Genomic DNA, 24263 nt, shown 5'->3' on the forward strand with positions numbered 1-24263 from the left:
AAAAATATGGAATTTAACAAACTATTTATTTTAAGAGATATTCTGCCAGATGACAAAGATGTGATTTTCCGGTGGCGAAATCTTCCCGAAGTAGCCGAGTACATGTATACGGATCACAGAATCTGTTATCAAGAGCATGAACAATGGTTTGATGAAATTAAACATAATACTACCAAGAAATACTGGATTATAAATTTCGATTCTGAAGATGTAGGAATTGTGAATCTTTACAACATTGATTATCACAATATGAGATGCCATTGGGCATTCTACCTGGCAAGTCCAAATATCAGAGGTAAAGGAGTCGGTAGTTTTGTGGAATATTCCATTTTGAAATACGTGTTTGATGAACTTAAGTTTAACAAGCTCTGCTGTGAAGTATTTGAATTTAATAAAACTGTTATAAATATGCATCAAAGTTTTGGGTTTGAGGTTGAAGGACGTTTCAGGGAACATGCCCTTAGAAAAAGACAATACTTAAATGTCATTTGCCTGGCAATGTTAACAAGTGTGTGGAAAGTGCATAAAAAATTAATTAAAGAAAAAATTGAGAAAAAATTGATATGACATGTTCGATTGAAATTAATTCCAGAATTATTGGGCTACTCAACCCCGTTTATATTATTGCAGAATTATCCGCAAATCATAACCAAAATTTCGACCAGGCTGTTCAGCTCATAAAAGCAGCAAAAGAGGCCGGGGCAGATGCTATCAAATTACAAACGTATACGCCGGATACCATTACTATAGACTGTGGTAACAAATATTTTCGCATCGGTAAAGGCAGCATATGGGAAAGCAGGAACCTTTATGAACTCTATATGGAGGCTTACACTCCCTGGGAATGGCAGCCGAAGCTGAAGGAAATCGCCAATGATCTCGGCATGGATCTTTTTTCAACACCTTTTGACAAGACTGCCGTCGATTTCCTCGAAAAGATGGGAGTGCCGGCTTACAAGATCGCATCCTTCGAACTGGTTGATATACCGCTCATTAAATATGTGGCCAAAACAGGAAAACCAATGATCATATCCACAGGCATGGCTTCATTGGCTGAGATAGACGAGGCAGTAACGGCCGCACGAGAAGCGGGCTGCAAGGAACTTGCCCTTTTAAAATGCACGAGTGACTACCCAGCCGACCCAGCGGAAATGAACTTGCGAACCATTCTGCACATGACGGAAGCATTCGGGTTACCCGTTGGCTTGTCGGATCATACCCTCGGTATCACCGCTGCCATAGCCGCTGTGTCCTTGGGTGCCAGCATTGTTGAGAAACACTTCACTCTATCCCGCAGCATCTCTGGCCCCGACAGCGCCTTTTCCCTGGAACCTCATGAATTCAAGGCAATGGTGGAGGCAATCCGAACTGTAGAGAAAGCATTGGGCACGGTTCACTATGGCGTGAGTGAGCGTGAGGCAAGGAGTCGCGTTTTTCGTCGGTCATTATTTGTGGTTAAAGATATGAAAGCGGGTGAACCTTTTACAGAAGAGAATGTGCGCTCTATCCGTCCCGGCTATGGCTTGCACACCCGTGACCTTGATGAAGTGGTAGGAAGAGAGGCCGGTTACGATATTGAACGCGGGACACCGTTAACTTGGGATCTGGTAGTAAGGAGAAATATAGTTTTATGATGAAACCGCAAGCTCCTATCAAAGAAGTTTCTATGCAAAGACAGAATAATCAAATGACAACCACATGGAACACTGAATTCTACAAAACCGGCTATGAGGGTTTTGAAAGCCCGGAAAGTTTTCCAACAAGAAAGTCACTCCAAGACTATCACAGTTTGTTACTTCAAAAGACTGAAAAACAAGTAGCATTCATCGCTCGTCACTTGGGTCGGCGAAATCTGCGCGTAATCGATTTCGGCTCCGGCAACGGCCGGCTACTCGTGGCATTGGCGCTTGAGGGAATGCTTGACCTGGGCATAGGCGTTGAGATTTCTCAATCTCGTGTGGCATTCGCTCAACAATGGACTGCTGACCTGAATCTAAGTTCAATCGTTCACAATATCGCCGCCGATGCATTAGAATTTGCCAATTTTGAGCACGGCATGTTCGACATAGCGACCTGCATTACCGGAGCTTTCGGTTATTTTAAGCCGATTCGAGAGAGCGCACCGGTGGAGCTATTGACCAAGATGCGTGCAGCAGTTAAGTCCGGCGGTCACTTGCTCATGGAACTATATCAAATGCCGGAAAAACGAAAGCGTATGTTGACACTCAATGAGGGTAAACTCAGAACTTGGCAACCGCTTCCAGATGAAGATCGGTTTGCTTATTACCTTGATGATTTTGAATACTGCGAAGATCGGCGTATCTTGCGTCATGATAAGATTTTTATCGGCCGAAACGGGAAGATTGATACCGGGCGTGTTGAAGTAGTCGCATTCTATACTGACGTTGAGTTGGTATGTTTATTGGGTCAAAATGGATTTTATAGCACTCAAATATATGAAGGCTTCGAAGATATGCCATATTTTGAGGGACAATCGCCGTCAATGGTTGTGCTGGCAAGGTGAAGTTTTGATAGATTGGACGGAATATGAAGGCAATAGGAGTAATATGAAAAAGCAATTGAGCACAATTCTATCAATATGTGTTTTTGGGAAAAACCATATCTCAAAATTGCATGAATGTATTCAATATGCAGCCGAATTGACTAATAATTTATTTTTTATCGATTTAGGTTTAGCAGTTGAAGACATTGCGCAAATAAAAAACTTGGGTATTCAAGTTGTGAATTTGGATTCCTTTATATCTGAAATAGAAACCGACTGGGTTCTTTTTATTAAACCGGAGGAAAGAGTCATTATATCCTCTGCTAAAAAGCTTACAAAAATGCTTACGAGCAAACAAGCTCCGGGATATGGAGTTCATACTAAAACCACAAAAGACAGACATTTGCTTGAAAATTATCAATGGATTAAAAAATTAGAACAATTCAAAGATATCGGCTGTTCAGACTTCATTGTAAGAATAGAACCCCGTCTGGTAATAAAATCTCATACAAAAATCTGTATGAAAGGTTTAGCACAGGAAAATACGGATGAAGTATCATGGATTTGCGGAATAATCGCACATGGTCTTAAAATCGAATTAATCCATCAGGAAAATGAAACCGGGAATAGCGATGGAAATATCCGGGAACATGACACCCGCTGCCTTAAAGGTGAATTGGTCTATGACGTTACACCTGAAGAAGATATGGTTGAGCTATCCGAGATGTATACAGGCTTTCGGATTCTAACCAATAGTCAGTTAGATGGCTTTATGGAGGGTGCCCGCTGTGGTTTTGGGCATTATAAAATGTATATCCCCATGTTAGAGTTTCTTGTAAAGGAAGGGTTTTTCACTGAAGCAAAAGAGCTTTTCGAACAATGGACTGATCACAGACCGGATGACAAAGAAGAATATAATACCCAATTAATGGGAGCAATGATTTACTCCAACCTTCTTGAGTATGATAAGGCCATTGAATGGTTTAAAAAGATTACTGAAAAAAGCGAAAGCGCCCTGGCCTTTGCAAATCTGGGCAAGCTTTATCTGATAAAGGGCGATAAAAACAAGGCAATTGAACACCTCGAGATGTCAAAAGATACAGAGGGTGATATTTTTCTAAAGAAAAGAATCCTTTCGATCATTAAAAATGAAGAGTGGCGACCATTGAAACTAAGCCTTTGTATGATTGCAAAAGATGAAGAGGATCAAATCGGCAAGGCTCTGCAATCTGTATGTGATCTGGTAGATGAAATCATAGTAGTTGATACGGGTTCGACAGATAAAACCATGGAGATTGTAAAAGAGTATGGAGCAAAACTTATAGAATCCAAATGGGAGGATGATTTCTCACAAGCAAGAAACCTTGGTCTTAGCAAAGCAACAGGCGATTATATTTTATTCATGGATGCCGATGAATACATACATCCGGGAGATAGATTCGGATTGGCTCTTTTTAAGATGCTCTTGCCGATAGGAAAGAACATCGCCTTTGGACTCAAGATTGAGCCGGCCAAAGAAGCCAGGAAAATGTCAATGGCTCAGAGCGACCTGCTCACAGATCAGAAAGAAGATAACTATCAGATAAGAGTTTTTCCCAAAAAAACGGGGGTCCGGTTTCAAGGGAAAGTATTTGAGGACCTGGATGAAGCACTTAACGAGAAACAAGTGCGGGCCTTAAGGTACGATGTGGTTAAAATAACCCACAGCATGGAGGGAAGAGAAAAGAGGGATAAAAGGAAAATTCCTGCAATTGCAAAAGCCTTCGGCTCAATTTACGATTCTCAAAAGATCTTGAAAGCCGGGATTCTTTTTCTTCGATTAGGAGATATTGAAAGCGCATACCCATGGTTAATAAAAGCCGCAGGCGTTGATCCAAATCTTTCAGCAAAGATTGGCATGTTATATTCCAGGCAGAATAAACACGAAATGGCTAAAGAGATACTCACAAATGCCATAGCGCAATTTCCTGAATCATCCGAACTTGTTCTTTCTCTGGCCGGGGTATATCATAGAGAAGAAAATTTTTGTAAGGTGGTTAGTATTCTTGGTGAACGGATTCTAAACATCGAAAAAGAACTTATATCTGAAGAAACGGCATTGGCCAGGTACTACCTGGGGATTGCATCGATAGAAACAGATGATGTGGCTTATGGTATTGAACAACTCGCCATAGCTCATGAGATTGATCCGGCTAATATTTCTTATAAAATTGCCGGGATATATGCATTTGCCAAGGTCGAACAGTGGGAAGAGGCTCTTCAAACAGCCGGGCAAATTTCCGATAAGGAAGAAATTGACATTCGATGCGAGGTTAATGACTTTGTGGATGTGGTACAGATTTTTGTGGATTTGAATCGTCACTTCAACAGGAAAGGCCGGATGGAAGAGGCAAATCTCTGCCGTATGATTATAGAAGTCATAATAAAAAGTAAATTGTCAGGAAGTGAAGATATGGATAAAATGTCAGCCATGATTGAAGGCGTTGCAACAGGAGGCTGTATATGACGACAATTTCACTGTTCGATAAAAACATGGAAGCTATAGGAAAGAGATATCCTGATCTTGCGAAAAGAATCAGCGGAACAAAAAATAATCCTTTTTACAAGCTTATTCAAACCTCAAAGGGAAAACCCAATCTCATTATTAAAAAGGGATCTGATTTATTTATTTTATATGACAATGATGATCCCGTAACATATTGTGATAACTATCTTGAAAAACTGGATCTAAAATATGCCCCGGTTGTTGTTTTTATGGGTTTGGGGCTCGGCTACCATTTAGATAGATATTTTAAGTTACTCGGAGAAAAGGTGGGTACAAGACAAATTGTGGTTTTTGAAAAGGATATTGAAATTTTCCGTCTTGCGCTAACTGTCGGTGATTTCTCGCAGATTATCTCACAGCCTGATATTCATTTTTTTGTAGGAGAACCCCCGGAAGAAATATATGTAAGACTAAAAACGGAAATCCTTTCCAAAAGGGATATATTAATAGCTCTTAAATCCTTGAAAATAATACCTATCCCTGCTAATATCCATCTTGAAAGAGAATACTATGAAAAAATACTGGCAGTTTTTAAAAATGCGGTTCAACAATTAATGGTTTTAACCGGAAACGACTCCCTTGATTCCTTTGTCGGGCTGGAAAATATTTTTCATAATATCAAACATATTTATTCAAATCCTGGCATTGATACGCTTTATGGCAAATTTGCAAAAAGACCGGGAGTGCTTGTGGCTGCCGGGCCTTCGCTCAACAAGAATATGCACCTTCTTGAAGGATTGCAGGATAAAGCTCCCATTATCAGTTGTGATGCAAGTTTTATCCCTCTTATTAAGAAAGGAATACGGCCGCATCTTGTTACCTCTTTAGAAAGAACGCCTGGCGTTGATCTTTTTTATTCAGGTGTGGATAATTTTAGCGGCGTATATTTTGTTGCTTTGCCGATTCTCATGCCCGAAACTATTGACGCTTTTAAGGGCAGAAAATTTATTGGCTACAGGGGTTACTCTCATTTCAATTGGCTTGAAGAGGAAAAGGGTACTTTGAATGTGGGAATTTCTGTAGCAAATCTTGCATTTAAGATTTTAATAGAACTCGGATGCGATCCTATTATACTTATCGGCCAGGATTTAGCCTATGCAGAGGATGGAGATACGCATGTAAAAGGCGATATATTCGGCAGCCGTTGCGAACATATCAGAAATCAGCCTGTTATCGAGTTAGAAGGAAATAATGGAAAGCCTGTAAAATCAGAAAAATCCTGGGCGATCATGAAAAATACTTATGAAGAGGACATTGCCGCATATAAAGGTACATGTATCAACGCAACCGAGGGTGGCGCAAAGATTTTCGGAGCTGAGGTAATGCCTTTTAAAGATGCGATAGATAAATACTGTATGGAGGTGTTTAAACCAAATTTAATTTTAGATGAGGCTTATTCAAGCTTTTCCGAACATGTTGATATGCCGGGAAAAATTAGCCGGATCAAAAAAAAGCTGAAAGAAAGCAAAGAAATGCTGTTTGATTCCATTATAGAGTTTCAGGAAGCGCTCGAGATGACCAGCCAGGCAGAAAAAGAAATAACTCAACCTTTTCTGGAAAAAGATCCGGAAAATATTAATATGGAGCGGCTAACATCCATAGAGCAGAAATATCTTGATCTGTCCGATACTTTCGGAAAAAACCGAATTCTCTGGGATTTGCTGTCTCATACCATGAACGCTTACGATGTTTGTTTTTCAAACGAATTAGGCTTTTTGCGGGATGTTTATTCAGACAAACAGTGTCTTGCGATGGCACGGGTTAAGAAGCTAAAAGACTGGTTTTCAGTTGTAGGCATGTTTTTAACGCTCACCAGGGATCTTCTGGAAAAGACTGAAAAGAGTTTGGATGAGAAGACTGCATACAATTAATTCTCATAACGAAAAAATCCTCTAAAGTCCCTCACACCATTTGCCGATAATATAATCAAAGCTTGAAGCGATCCGGTAAACCAGGAAAGGAGGCGATAAATGCAAAATTTCTAGGTAGGGATTGCAAACAACAATGGGCATGGAAGCCCGAATATATCAAGCCGAATAATCGGCAATATTAACAAAAAATCAAGGAGGATTAGATCATGGGACTTAGAATTCAAAACAACATCGCGGCAATGAATGCTCACAAGAACCTGCAGATTTCAGATTCGGCAATGAGCAAATCACTTCAGAGACTTTCATCCGGTTATCGTATTAACAATGCAGCCGACGATGCGGCAGGTCTTGCCATTTCTCAGGGCTTCAGGGCCGATATCGCCAGCTTTAAAGTAGCATCCAGGAATACCTCCGAGGCCTCAGCAATGTTGCAGGTGGCTGAAGGCGGTATGGACCAGATCGGAAACATGCTTACCCGTTTGAAGGAACTGGCCACACAGGCTGCTTCGGCAAACGTAGGCAGCTCTGAACGAACCAAAATCAACGCTGAAGCTACGGCATTAACTTCGGAAATTGACCGGATCGCCAATTCCACCAAATACGGGAGCACTGCGCTGCTTACCGGCACTTTTGGGGCAAGCCAGACCGGGGCGCTAGGAGCAGCGGCTGTGGCTAATCATGTAACTGGGATAGTTGATGACAGCGCTGATAATGTAAGCTATGATTTCGTGGATAGTGGTGCTGGATCAATAGCAACTTCAGTAAAGGTCACCGCTCTTGGTGCCGGTGTTACGGAAGGCACTTATACTATTAGTCAGACTGCTGCCGGTATAATAAAAATTGTTAATTCGTCAGGAACAGTAAGTGAATCCTATTCAGGCGCTCTAACCGGGGATACCCTGACCTTCGCGAACTTGGGGATTACTATCACAGTTACAGGCTCCACTCTTGATGTTGCCGTTGGTTTCAGCGCTGGGGCCGCTGCTACAACCCTTACGCTTAATCGAACTGGCCTAACATCGCTTAACATCAGCCAGGCTAAAGCCGGTACGTATAATATAACCCAAACAGCTGCAGGTGTTATTGGAGTTACAAATTCTGCTGGCACTGCCAGTCAACTTCTTTCTTTCCAATCATCTGATACAACTCTGGACTTTAATGTTTTAGGTATTTCATTTAAGCTTGGTGCTGGTTTCAGCAATACAACAATGGAACTGAATGGCATGCAAATGACAGTTGCGGCCAACACTTCCGCAGCCGGCAACGTCTTCCAGGTCGGTGCACAAAATAACTCAGATAACCAGATATCCCTCGCCATTGGCGGGGTTAGAACAGCATCTCTGGGCCTTACAGGGTTAGACCTCTCTACCGCCACCGGCGCCCAAACAGCCCTCGATACGATAGATAGCGCCGTTAGTACGCTGTCAGGACTTAGAGGTGATGTGGGAGCGTCCATGAACCGACTGTCTTATGCGGCAGCCAACCTGGCGACTACCATAGAAAACACCCAGGCTGCGGAGTCGGTCATCCGGGATGTGGACATGGCCTCTGAAATGACAGACTTTACCAAGAACCAGATTCTGCTTCAGGCTGGTACAGCAATGCTGGCGCAGGCGAACATGGCGCCTCAGGGTATCCTGTCGCTGCTTAAGTAAACTCTTTATAATTGGATTTGTAATAATATTTAAAAACCCCGTTTCCGGATTCCCGGAACCGGGGTTTTTGTATTATTTCCATCAAGCAGGTTATTATCCCAAGTTGCATTCAAAAAGATAGCAAGGCGGCAAGGAAGTTTTCCCGCAGGCGTATATGTAATACGCCGAGGACAAAACCGACGTAGCCAACGCAGCTATAATTTGAATGCAACTTGGGATGAAAGGAAAGCGGCTATAACAGGATTTTTCTGTGCAGACCACAAAAATTTCCATAAAGGGGCAACATGAACTGCAACGTTATTTACAGAGGTTGTAAGTTCTACGCTCTTTGTAATCAACAGAATATTTTTAACGTTTGGGAATCGATTCAGAAAAAGTCTGACACCGTCAAATCTTTTATCCTTCCAGTCAAAAGCGGTTATATATTTGACCTCGATCGGCATTGGATCAGTCGCTGAACCGATGACAAAATCCACCTCTCTTTCGCTTTCCGCATAATAGCCGCAGGAAATGTTATTTCTTTGCAATTCCAGGAAAACTGCATTTTCTGCCCGGTTGCCTTCATCGCCATAGCCTGTCAGAAGAGTTTTGACACCATTATCCCAAAGATAAATCTTTTTCTGTGAATAAACTTTTTCGGAATAGGATGTGGTCCACTTTTCCACAGGCTTTACGAGAAAGGCCATTTCAAGATAACCGATATATTCCTTGACCGTATCAACAGAAAGGCCAAGGATTTTGGATAATTTATTGAAACTGGTTCGCGATCCTGTGGAAGCGCCGATCAGCCTCAGCAAGTCCTTCAGGATATAAGACTTCCTGATGGAATGAATCCGGGTCAGGTCACGGGCAAGAATGTCTTCCAGCAGATTGGCCATGTACTCCTGAGAAGGATTCAAAACCTGCTCCGGATACCCTCCGATACTAAGGTAATCTTGCACTAATTGTTCATATTTATAATCCTCCGCAAGAGACGAAGGTTCTCCCCTGAAGGCAACAAACTCCTGAAAACTTAAAGGAAATACCGTGCTGACAATTTGCCTGCCGGTCAGTTTACCCGCCTGTCTTGCAATCAGCGACGATGTGGAGCCTGTGCAGAATATTTTAAGGGATTCTATGTCATAGAGGCTTTTGAGTTCCGCTTCCCACTGAGGGCTTTCCTGAACTTCATCGAGAAACAGAAATAATTTCCTGTCACGATCATGCATAAACAGTTTGCGCATATTCCTGATGTGTTCTGATATCGGGACGCCGGACAAAACGGGGTGATCCAGAGCAAGGTAGAAGATCTCCTTCTCAGAAACGGCTTTTTCCAAAAGGGTTTTGATAAACTGTTTCAGAAGGGTGGTCTTGCCGGTGCGTCTGCTTCCGATAAAGACTTCGATCTGTTTTCTGGCGAGGTAAGTCGAAATTTTTTCAAGATAAGCATCACGGCTTATGCCGGTATCAATTTCTTTGCCTTCCCACCAGGGATTTAAAGCGTAATAAATAGTGTCCATGTGAATATATTTAGGTTAAATCGAAGCTATTGTCAAATAGTTTCGATTATAGTCGAAACTATCGAAGGCGCCGGCATGAATGAGTGAATTCCATTCTCAATTTATAGCAGATATATATAGCAAATAGTCCGTACAGAATAAAAGCCCCGCTTCCGGGAACCCGGAAACGGGGCTTTTATGTTTGGCAGGCATTTTGCTTTTATTCCGGTATTGGCGGAATTTGTTATATCAGAATATAAAATATTCAAGTTTTGGACAAATATTTCCGATAAACAGTGTAAGAGAAGGAATTATTTTCCGGCTTTTATTCAGGGGGATAACAGTTTAATAAATTTGAGGGAGATATGTCTTCAAGCACAAATCTCATATCAGGACTTTCGAGCGGGTTTGACTGGCGGACGATGGTTGACCAATTGATAGCCATTGAGCACAAAAAAGTTGATTTGGTTACCACCAAAAAGACGGACACACAAACCAAGCTTAGCGCGTGGCAGGGCGTCAATACCATGTTGCTTGCGCTCAAAACAGCCTCCCAGGCTATCAGCAATCAAAGCGCCTTTAATGCATTTAAAGTCAGCACCACCTCTAACACGAGCACCTCGGCCTCAAACCTGGTGAATGTTACCGCCAGTTCCTCGGCATCCCCTGCTGTACACAACATTAAAGTGAACAATGTTGCCCAATCGGAAAAAATCTCTTCAAAAGATTATTCAGACACCGCAACATCCCTGGGTTTGACCGGAGATATCCTGGTTTCGGGAAAAATTGTGAGCATCGTTTCCACCGACAGCCTGACAGACGTCAAGGAAAAAATAAACGCTGTCAATACCGGGGCAAACCCTTCCAAGGTAACCGCCAGCATTGTTTCGCACGCCGCCGACAATCACCATCTGATATTGACCAGCGACACAACCGGCGAGGACGGGCTCAGCGTGCTCGAAGCGGCTCATAGCGGCGGAAACAATATCCTTCAAAGCATGGGTTTTATCAGCGCTGCCACCACTATCAAAACTACCACCAGTGATGGGGCCAAAAGCGACTTGTTCGCCGGCTCTAACGTGGCAGTAAAAACCTTGTTGGGATTGCCCAACGCACCGGGTGCCACCAATGTTACCATCGGCGGGAATTCTTCGGTATTCATTGATCTTTCCAGCCCCGACGAGTCCCTGACGACCATTGCCCAAAAGATAGATGCCCTTAACGGGATATCAGCCTCCGTTGTTTCTGAAACCATTGACGGGGAAACAAAGTACCGGATCGATATCAGCGGCACGACCTCCTTTACAGATAACAGCAATGTGCTTCAAACCTTGGGCATCTTGAAAGGGACATACGGAACTACACAAGCAATACAGTCCCAGGAGTCGGCACTTAATACAAACGGCGATGGCTCTACAGTAATTACAGCAGGGACACTGTTAACCGACATCTGGTCCAACGGCTCAGATTCGAATGTTGTTAATGGTGATACGATTACCATAACAGGAACCAGGGGAGATGGCACCCGGATCGGCACAGATGTAAACGGTTATAAAATTACCTTTACCGTCGGAACCGATGGAAGTGTTCAGGACCTGTTAGATAAAATCAATAATGCTGCCGATGGGTTCGGCACAGGCCGGACGGCTGTGGCCAGTATTTCTTCCGACGGGAAGATTATCATTACCGACGGCACGGCCGGTGACAGCCAACTTTCGCTATCCCTGATCGCCAACAATGAAGGCCACGGCACTCTCGACTTCGGTGATATCTCCGTATCCACCGAAGGTCGTTCCATGCAGGTGGCAGCTGGAGAGGACGCCGAGATTGTGGTTGACAATGTAACCATAACCAAGGCATCCAATACGATTACCGATGTTATTGAAGGTACAACCCTGAATCTTGTAGGAGCAGACCCCGATACCACGCTCAGTGTAGCGGTGGAGCGCGACCTGAGCACGATAAAAAGCAAAATCAATAGCCTGGCGGACAACTTTAACAAGATCATGGATTATATCAGTACCCAGTTTACATATGATGAGGCGAATAAAAAGACCGGCGGGATACTGTTTGGCGACGGCACCCTTTCCTCCGTCAAGTCCGAACTGATCAATACGGTCACCAAAACCATAACCGGCCTCTCCGGCAACTTTAACCGGCTCTCGCTAATCGGAATTACCCTGGATCTGGCGAAAGACGAAGAAGGCAAAAATAATAAAATCAACCTGACTATTGATGACGAAAAGCTCACCAATGCCTTAGAAACGAATTATGGAGACGTCAGAAACCTCTTTTCAGCCTATGGGGCCGGTTCCACCCCGAATCTGTCCTATATCAGCCATACCAGTGCGACCCAGGGTGGGACCTATAACGTCGAAATTACACAGCCGGCCACCAAGACTACGGTTACCGGATCAAAGTCTCTTGCCGGCACCCTCTCCGAGCCGGTCGCGGTGAATATTGAAGAGTTTTCCACCGGTAGAAAAGCAACCGTCAGCCTTGACAGTACCATGAACATTGATGATGTGGTTAATGCCCTCAATTCCGAGTTTACCCAGGAACATACCGAAGTGCTTGCAGGAGACGGCGCCACCGGTAAGTCCGCGTCAACCTTATTCAGTGCGGTCAGCGGCGCCGACAATGGGGATGTGATCACCTTTTCAGGCACAAGAAGAAATGGGCAAAATGTTTCGGGAAGCTATACCATTAGCGATACGGCTACCGCGACAGTCGGCGATCTCCTGAAAAACATTGAAGATATGTTTAATGATGAGGTCACCGCTGCCTTAGACGGCAGCGGTAAGCTGGTTATAACAGACAGGCTGGCCGGGGACAGTCAGCTTTCCTTTGCGATAGACACACAGACAGCCGGGTTGAATGGGCTGGATTTTGGAACGGTCAGCGCCACCACCGAGGGCCGGTACGCCATGAACATTACCGCTTCCAAATCCGCATCAAACGAACTCGTTTTGACTCATAACACCTATGGTACCGGTCAAGTCCTGGTGGTGTCCCAGACCAGTGCAGGCGACCCCCTGGGATTAACTAACGCCGCTCAGGTTTACGGCAAAAATGTTGCCGGCACTATCAACGGTATTGCCGCTGTCGGGAGCGGCCAAACCTTGAGTGTTGACAGTGACGGTAATAACGCCGATGGGCTTTCCATCAACTATACCGGATCAACCGCGGAGTCGGCCACATTCAACCTGACTCTGGGCGTTGCCGAATTGCTGAATCGTCAACTCGGTTTTATTACCGATACCTCTGACGGATATGTAACCTATAAGCAAACATCCCTTCAGAACAACATCAATGGCTTTACCACCCAGATTGAACAGATGGAAGCCAATTTGAGCCAGAAGCAGGAAATGATGATCAACCGGTTTGTGGTTATGGAAACAGCTCTTTCCAAGATCAAGAGCCAGAGCGACTGGCTTGCCAGCCAGATAACTGCGCTAAACAACGGATAGGAATGAAATAAGAGAGTTAATAAAATTTGAGGAGGGCTAAATGTACAATAACGGTATACAGACTTATCGCAAAACAACCGTAATCACCGCAGATCCTGGAAAATTGGTATTGATGTGTTACGAAGGAGCTATAGATCAGCTTAAAATCGCAAAACAGAAATATAAGGAAAATAACTACGAGAGTAAGTGTAAAGCTTTGCAAAAGGCCATGAATTTTATTGATGAACTTTTATGCTCACTTAATTTCGAAAAAGGCGGTGCCATTGCCAAAAATCTGGCGGAGCTCTATAAGTACATGAACACAAAAATTCTTCAGGCGGATATAAACAAAGATATCGGTGGATTTGATGAAGTTATAGGAATATTGTCGGAACTTTTATCGGCCTGGGAAGAAATCATAAACGGACAGCGCAAGAAAATTCAGCCCGGATCAATTGAACTTGACAGAGAAAGAATGCGTCAGGCTTCCAACTATATGAGTGCATGATATTGGAGTAATAAACATATGAACCATTCCGGTAAAGAAAATGATATTGAACTGCTCCTGGAAAAAAAATTCATTCTTGCTAGTCAATACCTTTCTGCTACGAGGGAAATGCAAGAGACATTGATACAGAAAAAAGAGAAACATATTATTGATTTTATCTCTAAAAGACAGGACTGTATAAACAAGATTAAAAATATAGATATATCTGTTCAGAAATTCATACGCCCTGGTTCTGGTAAATTTAAGGAAATATTTCACAATTATCTCGAGAGTATAAAAAATATATTCGAACAAATTGCGCCGATTGATGAAAGTATAACGATAATGGTTAAAGAAGAAAGCAGGAGCATTAAAGAAGAGCTTCTTAAAATAAATAATGTAAGACATGCTGCTAAAGGATATGGGGCAAAAGGGAATAAAATTCCAAGATATCTGGATGCCAGAAGATAAGCTCTGATGATTTAGCAAGAAAAGGAGGTGATGGGGATGTTGTCAGAATCTGTTTCATTAGCAGGAAAAAATCTAAATTCTTTATCACGGTCAAATGTTTCAGTTCAGGATCAGATTCCTGTGGAAGAAAACAAAAAATCCGCAGAAGAACAAAAGTCTGCAAAAATAACAAATACTGATGGAATGCTTGCAGACCTGCAAAATAAAATGAAAGTCCTCCAGAATATTGATTTATCATTTTCAGTTCATAAAGCTTCCGGTAAGATCTTGATATCAGTTGTTAACGAGGATACCGGTGAAGTTATAAGAGAAATTCCTTCTTCGGAAGCACTTGATTTGTCTGCAAAGCTTGAAGAAACAATAGGTCTTATTCTGGATAAAAAGGTATGATGCGGCTGCTATGTCCGAATCTGAATTAACTGAAATATATAATCCTGTTAAAATACTTATTATCGATGATGATAAAGTAATCGCTGATATATTAAAGGATCTGGCTTTAATGGATGAACAGGAAAGATCGGTTTCGGTATGTTATGACGGAGCTGAGGCTATAAGTATGATTAAAAATGAATCTTTTGATCTGATTATAACCGATCTTATTATGCCAAATATCGGCGGGCTGGATGTTTTAAAGCATGCAAAGAAAAAAGATCCGGATACTCTTGTTATTATTGTTACCGGTTATGCCTCTCTGGAAACTGCAATAGCGGCTGTAAGAGAAGGCGCCTATGATTATATAATGAAGCCATGTAAAATGGGAGAGATCAAAATAGTAATCAACAGAGCTTCGGATAAAATAAAACTAAACAGAGAGAATAAAGAGCTGACAAGAAAATTGAAAGAAGTATATCAGGAATTAATGCTTTTAAATAACCGGAAACATAAGTCTGAAAAGATAAAAAGTCTGAATTTTTTCTCTTCCGGTATGGCAGGCCTTCATCACCTTTACAATGATTCCATGCCAGACAATTATATAGATAAATTACAAGCACTTTCATCTTTGATGGAAAAAGGCCTGCTGACAGAAAGTGAATTCAAGACATTCAAAAATCATTACCTGAATTTGTTGAGCAGTGAAAAATAACATAAAAAGAGCTATCTATGAAAGAATGTCTAAATATAATAATTGTTGATGATGAATATTCCATACTGCATATTTTTAAGGAATACCTTGAAGCTACTACCAGTTACAGAATAATAACTGAAACCAACGGACTTATTGCCCTCGAAATTATCAAACAGCAAAAGATCGACTGTTGTTTTTTAGATATTTCAATGCCTGAAATTGATGGAATAGAGCTTGCCAAACAAATCCATCTTTATGACAATACTATACCAATTGTAATGATCACCGGACATCCTACAGCAGATAATGCTATAAAAACATTAAAAAACGGGGTTGTTGATTTTTTAACCAAACCGTTTGAAATGTCTAAAATTCCGCAAACTATCCAGCGGGTGATGAAAGAAAGGGAGCTGTTTGTTAACAGTATATTGCTGAAAGAGGCCACTGAAAAAAACCGGGAAATTGTAAAAATAAACCTGGAATTACAGCAAAAAGTTAAGGAAGTTGAAGTTATAAACCTCATTCTCCGGAAACTGGAAAATCCACAGGGAACAAGTGGTCTTTTAAATACTCTTGTTGAGCTGGCAAGTGAAATTACTAAATGCGATGAAGCCTATTTTTGTTTCTTCGACAAAAACCATAATGATCCGACCATTCTTGCGTTTTATCCAAAAAACGATAATGGTCATACTGCGGGAATTGAAACTATTGTAAAACATAATATCAAAAAGGTTGCAGATGAAGGGATACCTCTTATTATCAAGAGCAATAATAAATACAACAGTACTATGGCTATTCCTCTCAAAATCAAATCAAACGTATTCGGCATTCTTGTATTGTTTAACAAAGATAAATCGCGTTATTTTATAAAAAAAGACCTTTATTATATGAATTTTCTGTTGAATAAAGCATCGTCTCTGGTAGAAAATCAGGTTCTTTACGAAAATATATTTGAAAATCTTTTTTCAACACTTTATGCATTTGTTAAAATTATCGAGGCAAAAGACCCTTACACAAAACAACATTCATACAGGGTGTCTTTGTATGCAAGATCGATAGGCAATACAATAGGATGCTCACAGGAAGATATTGAAAAACTGAACATTTGCGGCTTACTGCATGATATAGGTAAAATTGGAACCCCGGACAGTATTCTCCTGAAACCGGGAAAGCTGTCGGATGAAGAGTATGATATAATTAAAAAACATCCCATTATCGGCAGCAATATTATAGGGCAACTATGCATGTGGTTTGACGAATGCAAAATAATTCACCACCATCATGAGCGATTTGACGGCAAAGGATATCCTGATGGTCTTAAAAAAGAAGATATCCCGATACTTTCGCGCATTCTGTCTGTAGCGGATGTTTATGATGCACTGACTTCAGATCGTTCTTACAGGAGAAAAATGGAGGATTATGTTGCATTAAATATTATCAGGGAAAATTCGGGCAGTCAGTTTGACCCAACAGTAGTGGATGCATTCTTCGAGAGCTATAATCGAAACGATTTTCAAACTTTACTAACTGAAGTAAATAACGACCCCATAGAGCAGGAACATTATCTGTCCTTCTACAGAGAATTACACAAAAACTAGTAAAAGGGCGAGCTGTTTACGAGCCAGTCGGAAAAAGCATAAAGCCAAAAAAGACAGCAATTAGTGAGTAAAGGCAGGAAGATTTATTGTTCCTTCCAGTACGTGCTGGGGAATCAGTCCGACAATGGCGGGAAACTGTGAAGATGTTAACCCTATATTATTCAGTCTTAAGGGAATATCCCCTTTATCAAGAGATGCTAATTCCTGTCCTGCCTGGAATTTTGTCATCAACAAATCCGCCAGATAAACCACGTGGGCCAATTCGGGGCTCGCAGTTGCAAATTCCGGCTGGTGATGGTATCTGATCATATCTGTAAGAGTTTCATTTAATAACCAGCGTTCTCCCAGGAAACCCCCGGCTTCGGAGTGGCTAATTCCGGCAATCTCTTTTTCAGCTTCATTAAGTTCTGCCATATCAATCTGTGTCCGCCGATAGAAAAGAGGATATGCAGATGATATGTACTGATCCAGAACAACCTTTCCTATGTCGTGTAAAAGTCCGGCAGTATATGCTATCTCAGGTTTGACAATCCCGGTAAACTTGGCCAGTTCTTCGGCAATAACCGCTGTGCCGAGAGAATGGTGGAATAGCGCCCCTTTACACAGAGAATACCCTTGCAGTGGGTTTGAAAAATATAGTTCTATAGAAGCGGATACAATTATTTTAAAAAGACGTTTTTCTCCTAATAAAGCAAGCGCGCGGTTAATGGAGGTTACTTTTTCCATTAAACCAAGATAAGATGAACTGCACAATCTTAAAATTGCCGCAGTGATAACCTGATCTTTTTTGATGTCAAGGGCAACATCATCAATATTATAATTCCCATCGCTTATCATCTGTACAATTTTAAGGATAATTTGAGGAATCGGTCTTACCATATTTATCGAATGAAGAATATCATCCGGTGCAGGGGTTTTAAAATCCTTATCCTTTTGCGGTGGTATATCCGCAATAAGATTGATTGAACTATTTAATGATTTTAATTCAATACTCAGCCGATATCCAAACATTCCGCCGGTTTCGGACTGACAAACCGTTATAGATTCATCAGAAAGAATTTTCTGGACAATTTCGGAAGTTCTGCCGCCGATATTAAGATCGATATCTAATTGAGATATTGGCCCGATAAGGGCTCCTCCCGCCACACATGCTTTCATACGTTTTTTGTCTGCGCCTGCCTCGCATAAGGCATTAATGAAAATCGGCAGGCCGGTTTTCGCATAAATCAAGGGCTTTGTGTTTTCTCCGTATCCGGTCCATTCCGGAAGCAGCAGATGAATCAACCCACCTACCTTTGCTTCTTTATCCCAGATGGCGACCCCTATGCATGAGCCCAAACATGCTTCCAGAATTATATTTTTTTCTTTGCTTACGACATAGTTGCCGGAAAAAACAAGCTGCTTTCTCACTATTATTATCCTTTATATTACGGCTTTTTAAAAAACTTACTATTCTTAAGTGGTGCTGCATTCCTTTAGATTTATACTGCTTTGATATGATATCAGGAAACCGAATAACTTCCTAAAGCTGAAAAACCTCCGTTGCAAGTAATGGGAGAATATTCGTTTAGCAGCCGCTTCGTATTATAAAGTCTTGAGTCTGCCAAAGCGATTAGATCTTTAGCATTATCCATAAGTCCTAATTCACCAATTGCAGCAATGCCGTAGCTTATATTTCCCATAATCTTTTTCTGTTTCCACTCGAAGAAATCATGCTTAATAGAAGCTATAATTCTTTCTATAAGTACTTCTGCGTCTTTTGTTTTTGTATCTGGAAGAATTATTGCAAACTCGTCTCCTCCGTATCTGACTAATATATCGGTTTTTCTTAAGGAACTTTTTATACGGGTTGCCAGTTCAATCAGAACAAAATCTCCTGCCGGATGACCTAATGCATCATTAATGACTTTAAAGTCGTCTACATCAATCATTATCAGGGAAACTGATCTGCCGTATCTTCTGGCCTTTTGAAACTCGTTATCAATAAATTCTTTAAAACCCTTATGATTATAGACGCCTGTGAGACCATCCCTGATGCTCATATTTATAGCTCTTTGATATTTTTGCGCATTGTTTAGAGACATAACCAGGATATTTATAATAGTAGATAAAATTTCACTGTTTTTGTTTTTTAATTTTTGATTTTGTTTTGGAAGTATAACAAGTACTCCCAACGGACGTTTCCTATAGATTAAAGGCATAACCAAGTGATTGGATGATAAAATTGGAATATTTTCAACTTCTTTTCCCTCTGATGAGCAAACGGAAACCGAAACATCTTTAGTTAATATTTTTTCTCCTGTAATTGATGAGAATTTTTCGCAAATATCCTCCTTCATTTTATCTGCGGCGCTATTATCACTCAATATGCCCGGCAAATAGCATGAAAAATTCCAATCGTTTCCTATTCTATAAAGAACGGATATATTTTCAGAATCAATTATATTCAAAAATCCGGCATTAATTATTTTAGAAAGAATACGTTTCCAGCTCAAATCATAGGCAACCTCATAGCTGAAGCGGTTGATAAAATCCAGTTTCTGATTCTTTTCCCTTAGAGCAATCTTTTCCTTCTTAAGTCTTTCATTTATATTTTTCTGTTTATCCATCATCGTCAGGATTTCGACAAAAGCCCTGCGGTTTTCCAGACCGTCTGCAAGCGTATCGCATATGCGTTGAGCAAGCTGGGACCGCGGAATAAATCCATAAACCCCTTTTCGGAGTATTTCTGCTATATTATCAGTACTGCTTTTTTTACCATAAAGAATCAAACATAATCCGGATTTATTTTCATGCAGTATATCTATCCACTTAGTAACTCTATCTTCCACAAAATCGTAGTCTGCAATAATAGCAGCATAATCGCCGGAAATAATTAACTCTTCAACATTACATGAATGTGTGTATGTGAAAATATCATATTTTTTAGAATCGAGCAGACCTCTGATATGATTAAGATCAGTATCCCTGTTGCTGATAACAAAAATTTTTTCAACCATCTTAATTTCTTTTTAACTCCTTTACTAAGTGATCGTTTTTATGTTTTTCTTGATCATGCAATAAATTCTTAATTATTCACAAATTGGGAATATCCAATGTTGTGAATAATTAAGCAACTATTATACCAATTCAAAAATATTTAAAGATATCCTTTTCATTTCATAAATTATGCTATATAAATCTTTCTGTTAAGGCACCAATTATGCATATAATTCGAATGCTGAAAAATAATTAAGGCGCAAAACAAAAATTGTTTTATTAAATACTTTGAAATTATATCCTGTATCAAGGAGGGTGAATTTTGCCGATCGTTTTACATAAACAAGATATTTTAAATGCTTATAGCGTAATATTCGGGCCAGCAGTGGGCGTTTCAATTAACACTATAATTGGCATCCCTCCAATGACGCTAAAAACCGCTTACCGGAAAAAAGCTCTTGAAACGCATCCTGATCGTTATTTAATTGTAGGTAAAATGAAAAAAGAATTAAATGATCAATTTATTGAAGTTAGCCTGGCCTATGAAACGCTTCAAAAAGTATTGAATCATTTCAAACCATTAGCCAATAATGCCAGCAACAGCATTAATAAAGAAAATAAGACTAAATGTTCAGCTTCAAGTGATGGCGGTAAACCTGCCGATCATTTTTACAGAGGGCTTCTCCCAAAGCGTAAACTGCTGATAGGACAATTTCTATATTACTCAGGTATAGTATCATGGAAAACACTTATTGATGCATTGACCCGGCAAAAAATGCAGCGTCCTCCGGTTGGTCAGATAGCTATCAAATGGGGAATCCTCAGCAAAAACGATATACATGCTATACTGAAACAACGTTCTCTTGAGCAAAAATATGATAAACGATTTGTTGAATATGCCTGCTCAAAGGGTTATTTGACTTCTTTTCAACGATTGGCGCTTCTTGGAAAGCAACGAAGTCTCCAGCGCCCCATAGGTGAATTCTTTGTGGAAAAAGGGATACTGATGTCAATGGATATGGAAATATTGGTAAAAAAACTGCATTTACATAACCGCAAGGCTGCATTTAAGAATAATTAGAATATTGCCTTCCGGTATTAATGCTGTGCTGAAATTAATTTTTTTAACTGAAGTATTTGAAAACATAGTTACCGGCAGAACAAGGCAGAAGGAGTTTTTTTATTATCCGTATTTATGTCATATTGTTGACATCTGCCGACGGCTTATTGTCAATTCGGATCAATCTGACAAATTATTTGTCAACATAATTATTTCTGATTATCTATTTTCTTCTCCGAACAACCCTCTTTCCGGCAGCTCTTTTAACCGGCAATTGGGAAGGGTTAGCTTTTTGGCCGGATTTGTCAATTATTGAAGTATATCTATCAGAAGTTCCATGCTCTATGTCTCCATTAATATCAATGGTATAATGGCATGTTGCTCTTGGGCATCGCAGCACCTTCTGCCCGTTGCTTAGAATGCTTTCAATAAGAAAATTATTGCTGCATTTCGGGCATGACTTGTAAACAGGTTTTCCCCAGCTGATAAAACTGCATTGTTTGTTGGAACATCTGAAGTACTCCTTATTCTTTAAGGTTAAATTTGAAATTACTTTCCCGGAGTTGCAAATCGGGCATTGCATTGCCAGCTCTTCTTCAAAAGCAGCGATCCGGTTTTCAACTATATCATCCTCACTTTCAAAGCTTTTAAGCGGGTTGTTTTCAACCCCTGTTCCATCAGATACAGGCAATGCGTCAGCATCTGACATCTTATTGCGGATCTCTGTCGGAATTATTATTTTTTTATTTTCAGGTAATTCTTTCAAGCCGGTGGCTTTAGGTATATTGCTTTCTGTGTCAGGTTCAAAAGACTTTTCTGAATTTATACGTTCTGTGGTTTCGCTTCCGCGTGTATTGAGTTTCTTGTTATCAATTATCTCTTTTTTAATTAATTTTTCATCAGGAGATATTGCATGTAAGTCTATTGGGGATTCCTCTGAATTATTTTTACCGGGTTCAATATTTTCTTTATCTTTAAAAGAAATTTCTTCGATTACTTTTACTTCTTTCTTCTTCGGCTCCGGTGTTATGCCGGGTTCTGAAAAAGGAGAATAAATTGACTTAATTAAATTTCCTGATCTGATAATACTGCTGTTATTATCGGTTCCAAATTTATTTTTACTAGAAATTGATAGGTCCCGGGTATAGGACTCAGCTTTTTTATAATTTATATTTTTAGTACCCAAAAGTGGAGATCCGGCTTTTTTATGTTTCTGATTTTCCTTTTGTTGTTCCAGCAGAACCCCATGCAGTTGCAAAGTCTGATCAAATTGATTTAGAGCCAAAGCAAGATCTTTACGGCCTGATATTACTTCATCCATGGTCTGAATTATATAAGCCACAAGATTCATTCCGCACATCTTAGGATAAATACGGTCAAGCAGAAGAGTAACAGATTGTGTCAGTTTATTTACACAGATATGTTTATCATCATCAAGGCAAATGAATTCCTTTGCAATCAATTTTTCAAAAGCCATGTCAAGTTCAGCGCCGCTTTCCATGCCTAAGTCTGATACCTCATCAAATAATTTCTCCTTAGAAAAATTATTAAGACAAACCGGAAAATTATCCGCTTGGGCGGCAATCTGTTCCTGAATAAGTACCAGACAGGAAAGCTCCTGTAATTTAAAAGACAATCCGAAACTATCATAATGCGAATGTAATAGCTGTTTGATATGGCGGGTAAGAATCTCGTTAAATTTATTGTTAATAACAGCCAAATCGCTATTTTTATTATCCATATATATTCCTAAAAAGTATGTATTTTAATAACATTAATTTTATATATCAGCCTCTGCAACATCAGCCGCAGCCTCTTCTATTCTTTGCTGTATGCTATTTGTATCCTGATTTTCAGCTTTATCGGAACTATCTGTTATTGCAGCGCTGTAATTATCTACATTCCCATGGTTGTCTTCACCGGAAAGATTATTATCAGGTATTGTATTTTGTCCGTTGAGATTCTTGCCGGATTCTTCCTCGCATTCGGGAGTTTTAACTAAAAGACAGTTTCCTTGTCTATCTAATAAAACAGTAAAATTGACCTTAACATCAAACTCCAGCCTGTAAGCCACCTGGTCATTATATACAACGATATCACCCTGTTTATATTCAATATCATCACCAATATTCATCCGGTGCTGTTGCCTGAATATTTCTTCAACAGTGCCCCAGTCAAGATCACCGTTTATGGAATCTATCAGATCCTGCTCTCCGTTTTTTATGACTTCTTTATCTATTATTTTCATATATAAATTCTCCTTTATTATTATTTCATTTATCTTTTTGATATTGTCCCATTATTTCACAAGCCAGTTTAAGATAACTTCTTGCACCTGCGGATTTTATATCAGTCAAAAAAACAGGTTTACCATAAGCCGGAGAATCCTTTAACTCAGCACATATTGGGATAGCGGTTTCAAATATCTTGTTTTTAAATCGACGCCTTAATTCTTTTGCTATCAAAACAGAAGCTTTGTCCCGGGTATCAGTTTTTGTCAGAATTATCCGGTCTATGTTATTATAAAGGCCGAATCCTTTTTTTATCATCTGAAATGTACCAAACAAATAGCCAACACCAGCAAGAGAAAGAAATTCACACGGTATGGTTACAAACAGCGATTCAGCAGCAATAAAGGAATTTATCATCAGAATAACCGGTGTCTGGGGTGCATCGATAACAATGTAATCGTACTGATCTTTTACTTCTGCCAGAAGATTGCGCAAAATAAATTCTTTATTATTAACAGTTCCGGTTGGAAATCTGAAAAGATCCGATCCCCCCGGAATCAGGTCCGGGAACCCGGGCCCTTTTTTGATAATCAGTTTATCAACTTCTATTTTTCCTGTCATTCCCTGAAAAAGAGAATCTTTTATCTGCATACCTTTAACTCCCAAAGCTGTTGTTGCATGAGCAATTGGATCACAATCAACAAGCAAAGACTTTTTTTCGGCTATTGCAAATGCAGCCGATAGATTCATAGCTGTGGTAGTTTTCCCTGCACCATCTTTTCCGGCTGTTATGCAGATAATACGGCCCATATCAATAATTCCTCTGTATCTAAAATATGCAAATTAACGCAAATAATATGCCATGCTTAA

At 40.3% G+C, this 24263-nt stretch carries 19 protein-coding genes; 13 read left to right on the forward strand and 6 right to left on the reverse strand.

The features are described 5' to 3' along the window. The first annotated feature begins 6 nt into the window (after positions 1-6). The 6 genes from pseH (at position 7) to VXK47_RS13535 (ending at position 8574) form a co-directional block, all read left to right on the forward strand. Entirely contained in the window at positions 7-567 is a 561-nt protein-coding gene (pseH, locus tag VXK47_RS13510) for a UDP-4-amino-4,6-dideoxy-N-acetyl-beta-L-altrosamine N-acetyltransferase (RefSeq protein ID WP_435549313.1), read from the forward strand. After that, entirely contained in the window at positions 564-1634 is a 1071-nt protein-coding gene (gene pseI, locus VXK47_RS13515; RefSeq protein WP_435549314.1) for an N-acetylneuraminate synthase family protein, read from the forward strand. Before pseH ends, pseI begins: the two co-directional genes overlap by 4 nt. Then, a complete protein-coding gene (locus tag VXK47_RS13520; RefSeq protein WP_435549315.1) occupies positions 1631-2524 on the forward strand; it encodes a class I SAM-dependent methyltransferase in 894 nt (297 codons plus the stop codon). The genes pseI and VXK47_RS13520 overlap by 4 nt, the downstream gene beginning before the upstream one ends. 43 nt (positions 2525-2567) lie before the next feature. Further along, positions 2568-5009 carry a glycosyltransferase gene (locus VXK47_RS13525; RefSeq protein ID WP_435549316.1) on the forward strand — a complete coding sequence of 814 codons (2442 nt, stop codon included), beginning with the start codon at positions 2568-2570 and terminating at the stop codon, positions 5007-5009. Further along, complete coding sequence (locus tag VXK47_RS13530; RefSeq protein ID WP_435549317.1) at positions 5006-6919, forward strand: motility associated factor glycosyltransferase family protein; 1914 nt, start codon at positions 5006-5008, stop codon at positions 6917-6919. The genes VXK47_RS13525 and VXK47_RS13530 overlap by 4 nt, the downstream gene beginning before the upstream one ends. A gap of 206 nt (positions 6920-7125) precedes the next feature. Continuing rightward, positions 7126-8574, forward strand: a complete 1449-nt coding sequence (locus VXK47_RS13535; RefSeq protein WP_435549318.1) for a flagellin — start codon at positions 7126-7128, stop codon at positions 8572-8574. Positions 8575-8768: 194 nt separating this feature from the next. On the opposite strand, the gene VXK47_RS13540 is transcribed toward VXK47_RS13535, so the two are convergent. After that, positions 8769-10073, reverse strand: coding sequence for an ATP-binding protein (locus VXK47_RS13540; RefSeq protein WP_435549319.1), 1305 nt, complete (start codon positions 10071-10073; stop codon positions 8769-8771). 344 nt (positions 10074-10417) lie between these two features. On the opposite strand from VXK47_RS13540, the gene fliD reads away from it, so the two are divergent. From fliD to VXK47_RS13570, 6 genes are read left to right on the forward strand one after another with little or no spacing between them, the layout of a single operon-like run. Next, the gene (gene fliD / locus VXK47_RS13545) at positions 10418-13522 is read left to right on the forward strand and encodes a flagellar filament capping protein FliD (RefSeq protein WP_435549320.1); all 3105 of its coding nucleotides are present in this window, start codon (positions 10418-10420) and stop codon (positions 13520-13522) included. Positions 13523-13562: 40 nt separating this feature from the next. Further along, a complete protein-coding gene (fliS, locus tag VXK47_RS13550; protein WP_435549321.1) occupies positions 13563-14009 on the forward strand; it encodes a flagellar export chaperone FliS in 447 nt (148 codons plus the stop codon). An 18-nt stretch (positions 14010-14027) separates the two neighbouring features. Next, complete coding sequence (locus tag VXK47_RS13555) at positions 14028-14459, forward strand: hypothetical protein (RefSeq protein WP_435549322.1); 432 nt, start codon at positions 14028-14030, stop codon at positions 14457-14459. A gap of 36 nt (positions 14460-14495) precedes the next feature. Next, on the forward strand, positions 14496-14849 hold the full coding sequence (locus VXK47_RS13560; RefSeq protein WP_435549323.1) for a flagellar protein FlaG: 354 nt from the start codon (positions 14496-14498) through the stop codon (positions 14847-14849). 10 nt (positions 14850-14859) lie between these two features. Continuing rightward, complete coding sequence (locus VXK47_RS13565) at positions 14860-15543, forward strand: response regulator (protein WP_435549324.1); 684 nt, start codon at positions 14860-14862, stop codon at positions 15541-15543. A 17-nt stretch (positions 15544-15560) separates the two neighbouring features. Beyond that, the gene (locus VXK47_RS13570) at positions 15561-17123 is read left to right on the forward strand and encodes an HD domain-containing phosphohydrolase (RefSeq protein WP_435549325.1); all 1563 of its coding nucleotides are present in this window, start codon (positions 15561-15563) and stop codon (positions 17121-17123) included. Positions 17124-17183: 60 nt separating this feature from the next. Here the strand turns inward: VXK47_RS13570 and VXK47_RS13575 are convergent, their stop codons facing one another. Together VXK47_RS13575 and VXK47_RS13580 are read right to left on the reverse strand one after the other, a co-directional pair. Next, positions 17184-18533: an HDOD domain-containing protein gene (locus tag VXK47_RS13575; RefSeq protein WP_435549326.1), complete on the reverse strand. Its 1350-nt coding sequence runs from the start codon at positions 18531-18533 to the stop codon at positions 17184-17186. Between the two features lie 92 nt (positions 18534-18625). Next, entirely contained in the window at positions 18626-20122 is a 1497-nt protein-coding gene (locus tag VXK47_RS13580) for a sensor domain-containing diguanylate cyclase (protein WP_435549327.1), read from the reverse strand. A gap of 302 nt (positions 20123-20424) precedes the next feature. Here VXK47_RS13580 and VXK47_RS13585 point away from each other — a divergent pair, with 302 nt between their 5' ends. After that, entirely contained in the window at positions 20425-21183 is a 759-nt protein-coding gene (locus tag VXK47_RS13585; protein WP_435549328.1) for a J domain-containing protein, read from the forward strand. 202 nt (positions 21184-21385) lie between these two features. Here the strand turns inward: VXK47_RS13585 and VXK47_RS13590 are convergent, their stop codons facing one another. The 3 genes from VXK47_RS13590 to VXK47_RS13600 are packed head-to-tail and all read right to left on the reverse strand — an operon-like array spanning position 21386 to position 24203. After that, positions 21386-22903, reverse strand: a complete 1518-nt coding sequence (locus VXK47_RS13590) for a hypothetical protein (RefSeq protein ID WP_435549329.1) — start codon at positions 22901-22903, stop codon at positions 21386-21388. A gap of 39 nt (positions 22904-22942) precedes the next feature. Next, positions 22943-23410: a hypothetical protein gene (locus VXK47_RS13595; RefSeq protein ID WP_435549330.1), complete on the reverse strand. Its 468-nt coding sequence runs from the start codon at positions 23408-23410 to the stop codon at positions 22943-22945. A gap of 25 nt (positions 23411-23435) precedes the next feature. After that, entirely contained in the window at positions 23436-24203 is a 768-nt protein-coding gene (locus tag VXK47_RS13600; RefSeq protein WP_435549331.1) for a ParA family protein, read from the reverse strand. Between the last annotated feature and the right edge of the window lie 60 nt (positions 24204-24263).

Origin of the sequence: Desulfobacterium sp. N47 (genome assembly GCF_051233685.1) — a bacterium.
Classification (GTDB): Bacteria; Desulfobacterota; Desulfobacteria; order Desulfobacterales; family RPRI01; genus RPRI01.

Bases quoted from the DNA above. Each gene is read 5' to 3' on its own strand.
- fliS (WP_435549321.1), top strand. From the start codon at position 13,563: ATGTACAATAACGGTATACAGACTTATCGCAAAACAACCGTAATCACC.
- VXK47_RS13525 (WP_435549316.1), top strand. From the start codon at position 2,568: ATGAAAAAGCAATTGAGCACAATTCTATCAATATGTGTTTTTGGGAAA.
- VXK47_RS13565 (WP_435549324.1), top strand. From the start codon at position 14,860: ATGTCCGAATCTGAATTAACTGAAATATATAATCCTGTTAAAATACTT.
- VXK47_RS13595 (WP_435549330.1), bottom strand. From the start codon at position 23,410: ATGAAAATAATAGATAAAGAAGTCATAAAAAACGGAGAGCAGGATCTG.
- VXK47_RS13570 (WP_435549325.1), top strand. From the start codon at position 15,561: ATGAAAGAATGTCTAAATATAATAATTGTTGATGATGAATATTCCATA.
- VXK47_RS13520 (WP_435549315.1), top strand. From the start codon at position 1,631: ATGATGAAACCGCAAGCTCCTATCAAAGAAGTTTCTATGCAAAGACAG.
- VXK47_RS13530 (WP_435549317.1), top strand. From the start codon at position 5,006: ATGACGACAATTTCACTGTTCGATAAAAACATGGAAGCTATAGGAAAG.
- VXK47_RS13560 (WP_435549323.1), top strand. From the start codon at position 14,496: ATGTTGTCAGAATCTGTTTCATTAGCAGGAAAAAATCTAAATTCTTTA.
- VXK47_RS13590 (WP_435549329.1), bottom strand. From the start codon at position 22,903: ATGGATAATAAAAATAGCGATTTGGCTGTTATTAACAATAAATTTAAC.
- VXK47_RS13580 (WP_435549327.1), bottom strand. From the start codon at position 20,122: ATGGTTGAAAAAATTTTTGTTATCAGCAACAGGGATACTGATCTTAAT.
- VXK47_RS13535 (WP_435549318.1), top strand. From the start codon at position 7,126: ATGGGACTTAGAATTCAAAACAACATCGCGGCAATGAATGCTCACAAG.
- VXK47_RS13600 (WP_435549331.1), bottom strand. From the start codon at position 24,203: ATGGGCCGTATTATCTGCATAACAGCCGGAAAAGATGGTGCAGGGAAA.
- fliD (WP_435549320.1), top strand. From the start codon at position 10,418: ATGTCTTCAAGCACAAATCTCATATCAGGACTTTCGAGCGGGTTTGAC.
- VXK47_RS13540 (WP_435549319.1), bottom strand. From the start codon at position 10,073: ATGGACACTATTTATTACGCTTTAAATCCCTGGTGGGAAGGCAAAGAA.
- pseH (WP_435549313.1), top strand. From the start codon at position 7: ATGGAATTTAACAAACTATTTATTTTAAGAGATATTCTGCCAGATGAC.
- pseI (WP_435549314.1), top strand. From the start codon at position 564: ATGACATGTTCGATTGAAATTAATTCCAGAATTATTGGGCTACTCAAC.
- VXK47_RS13555 (WP_435549322.1), top strand. From the start codon at position 14,028: ATGAACCATTCCGGTAAAGAAAATGATATTGAACTGCTCCTGGAAAAA.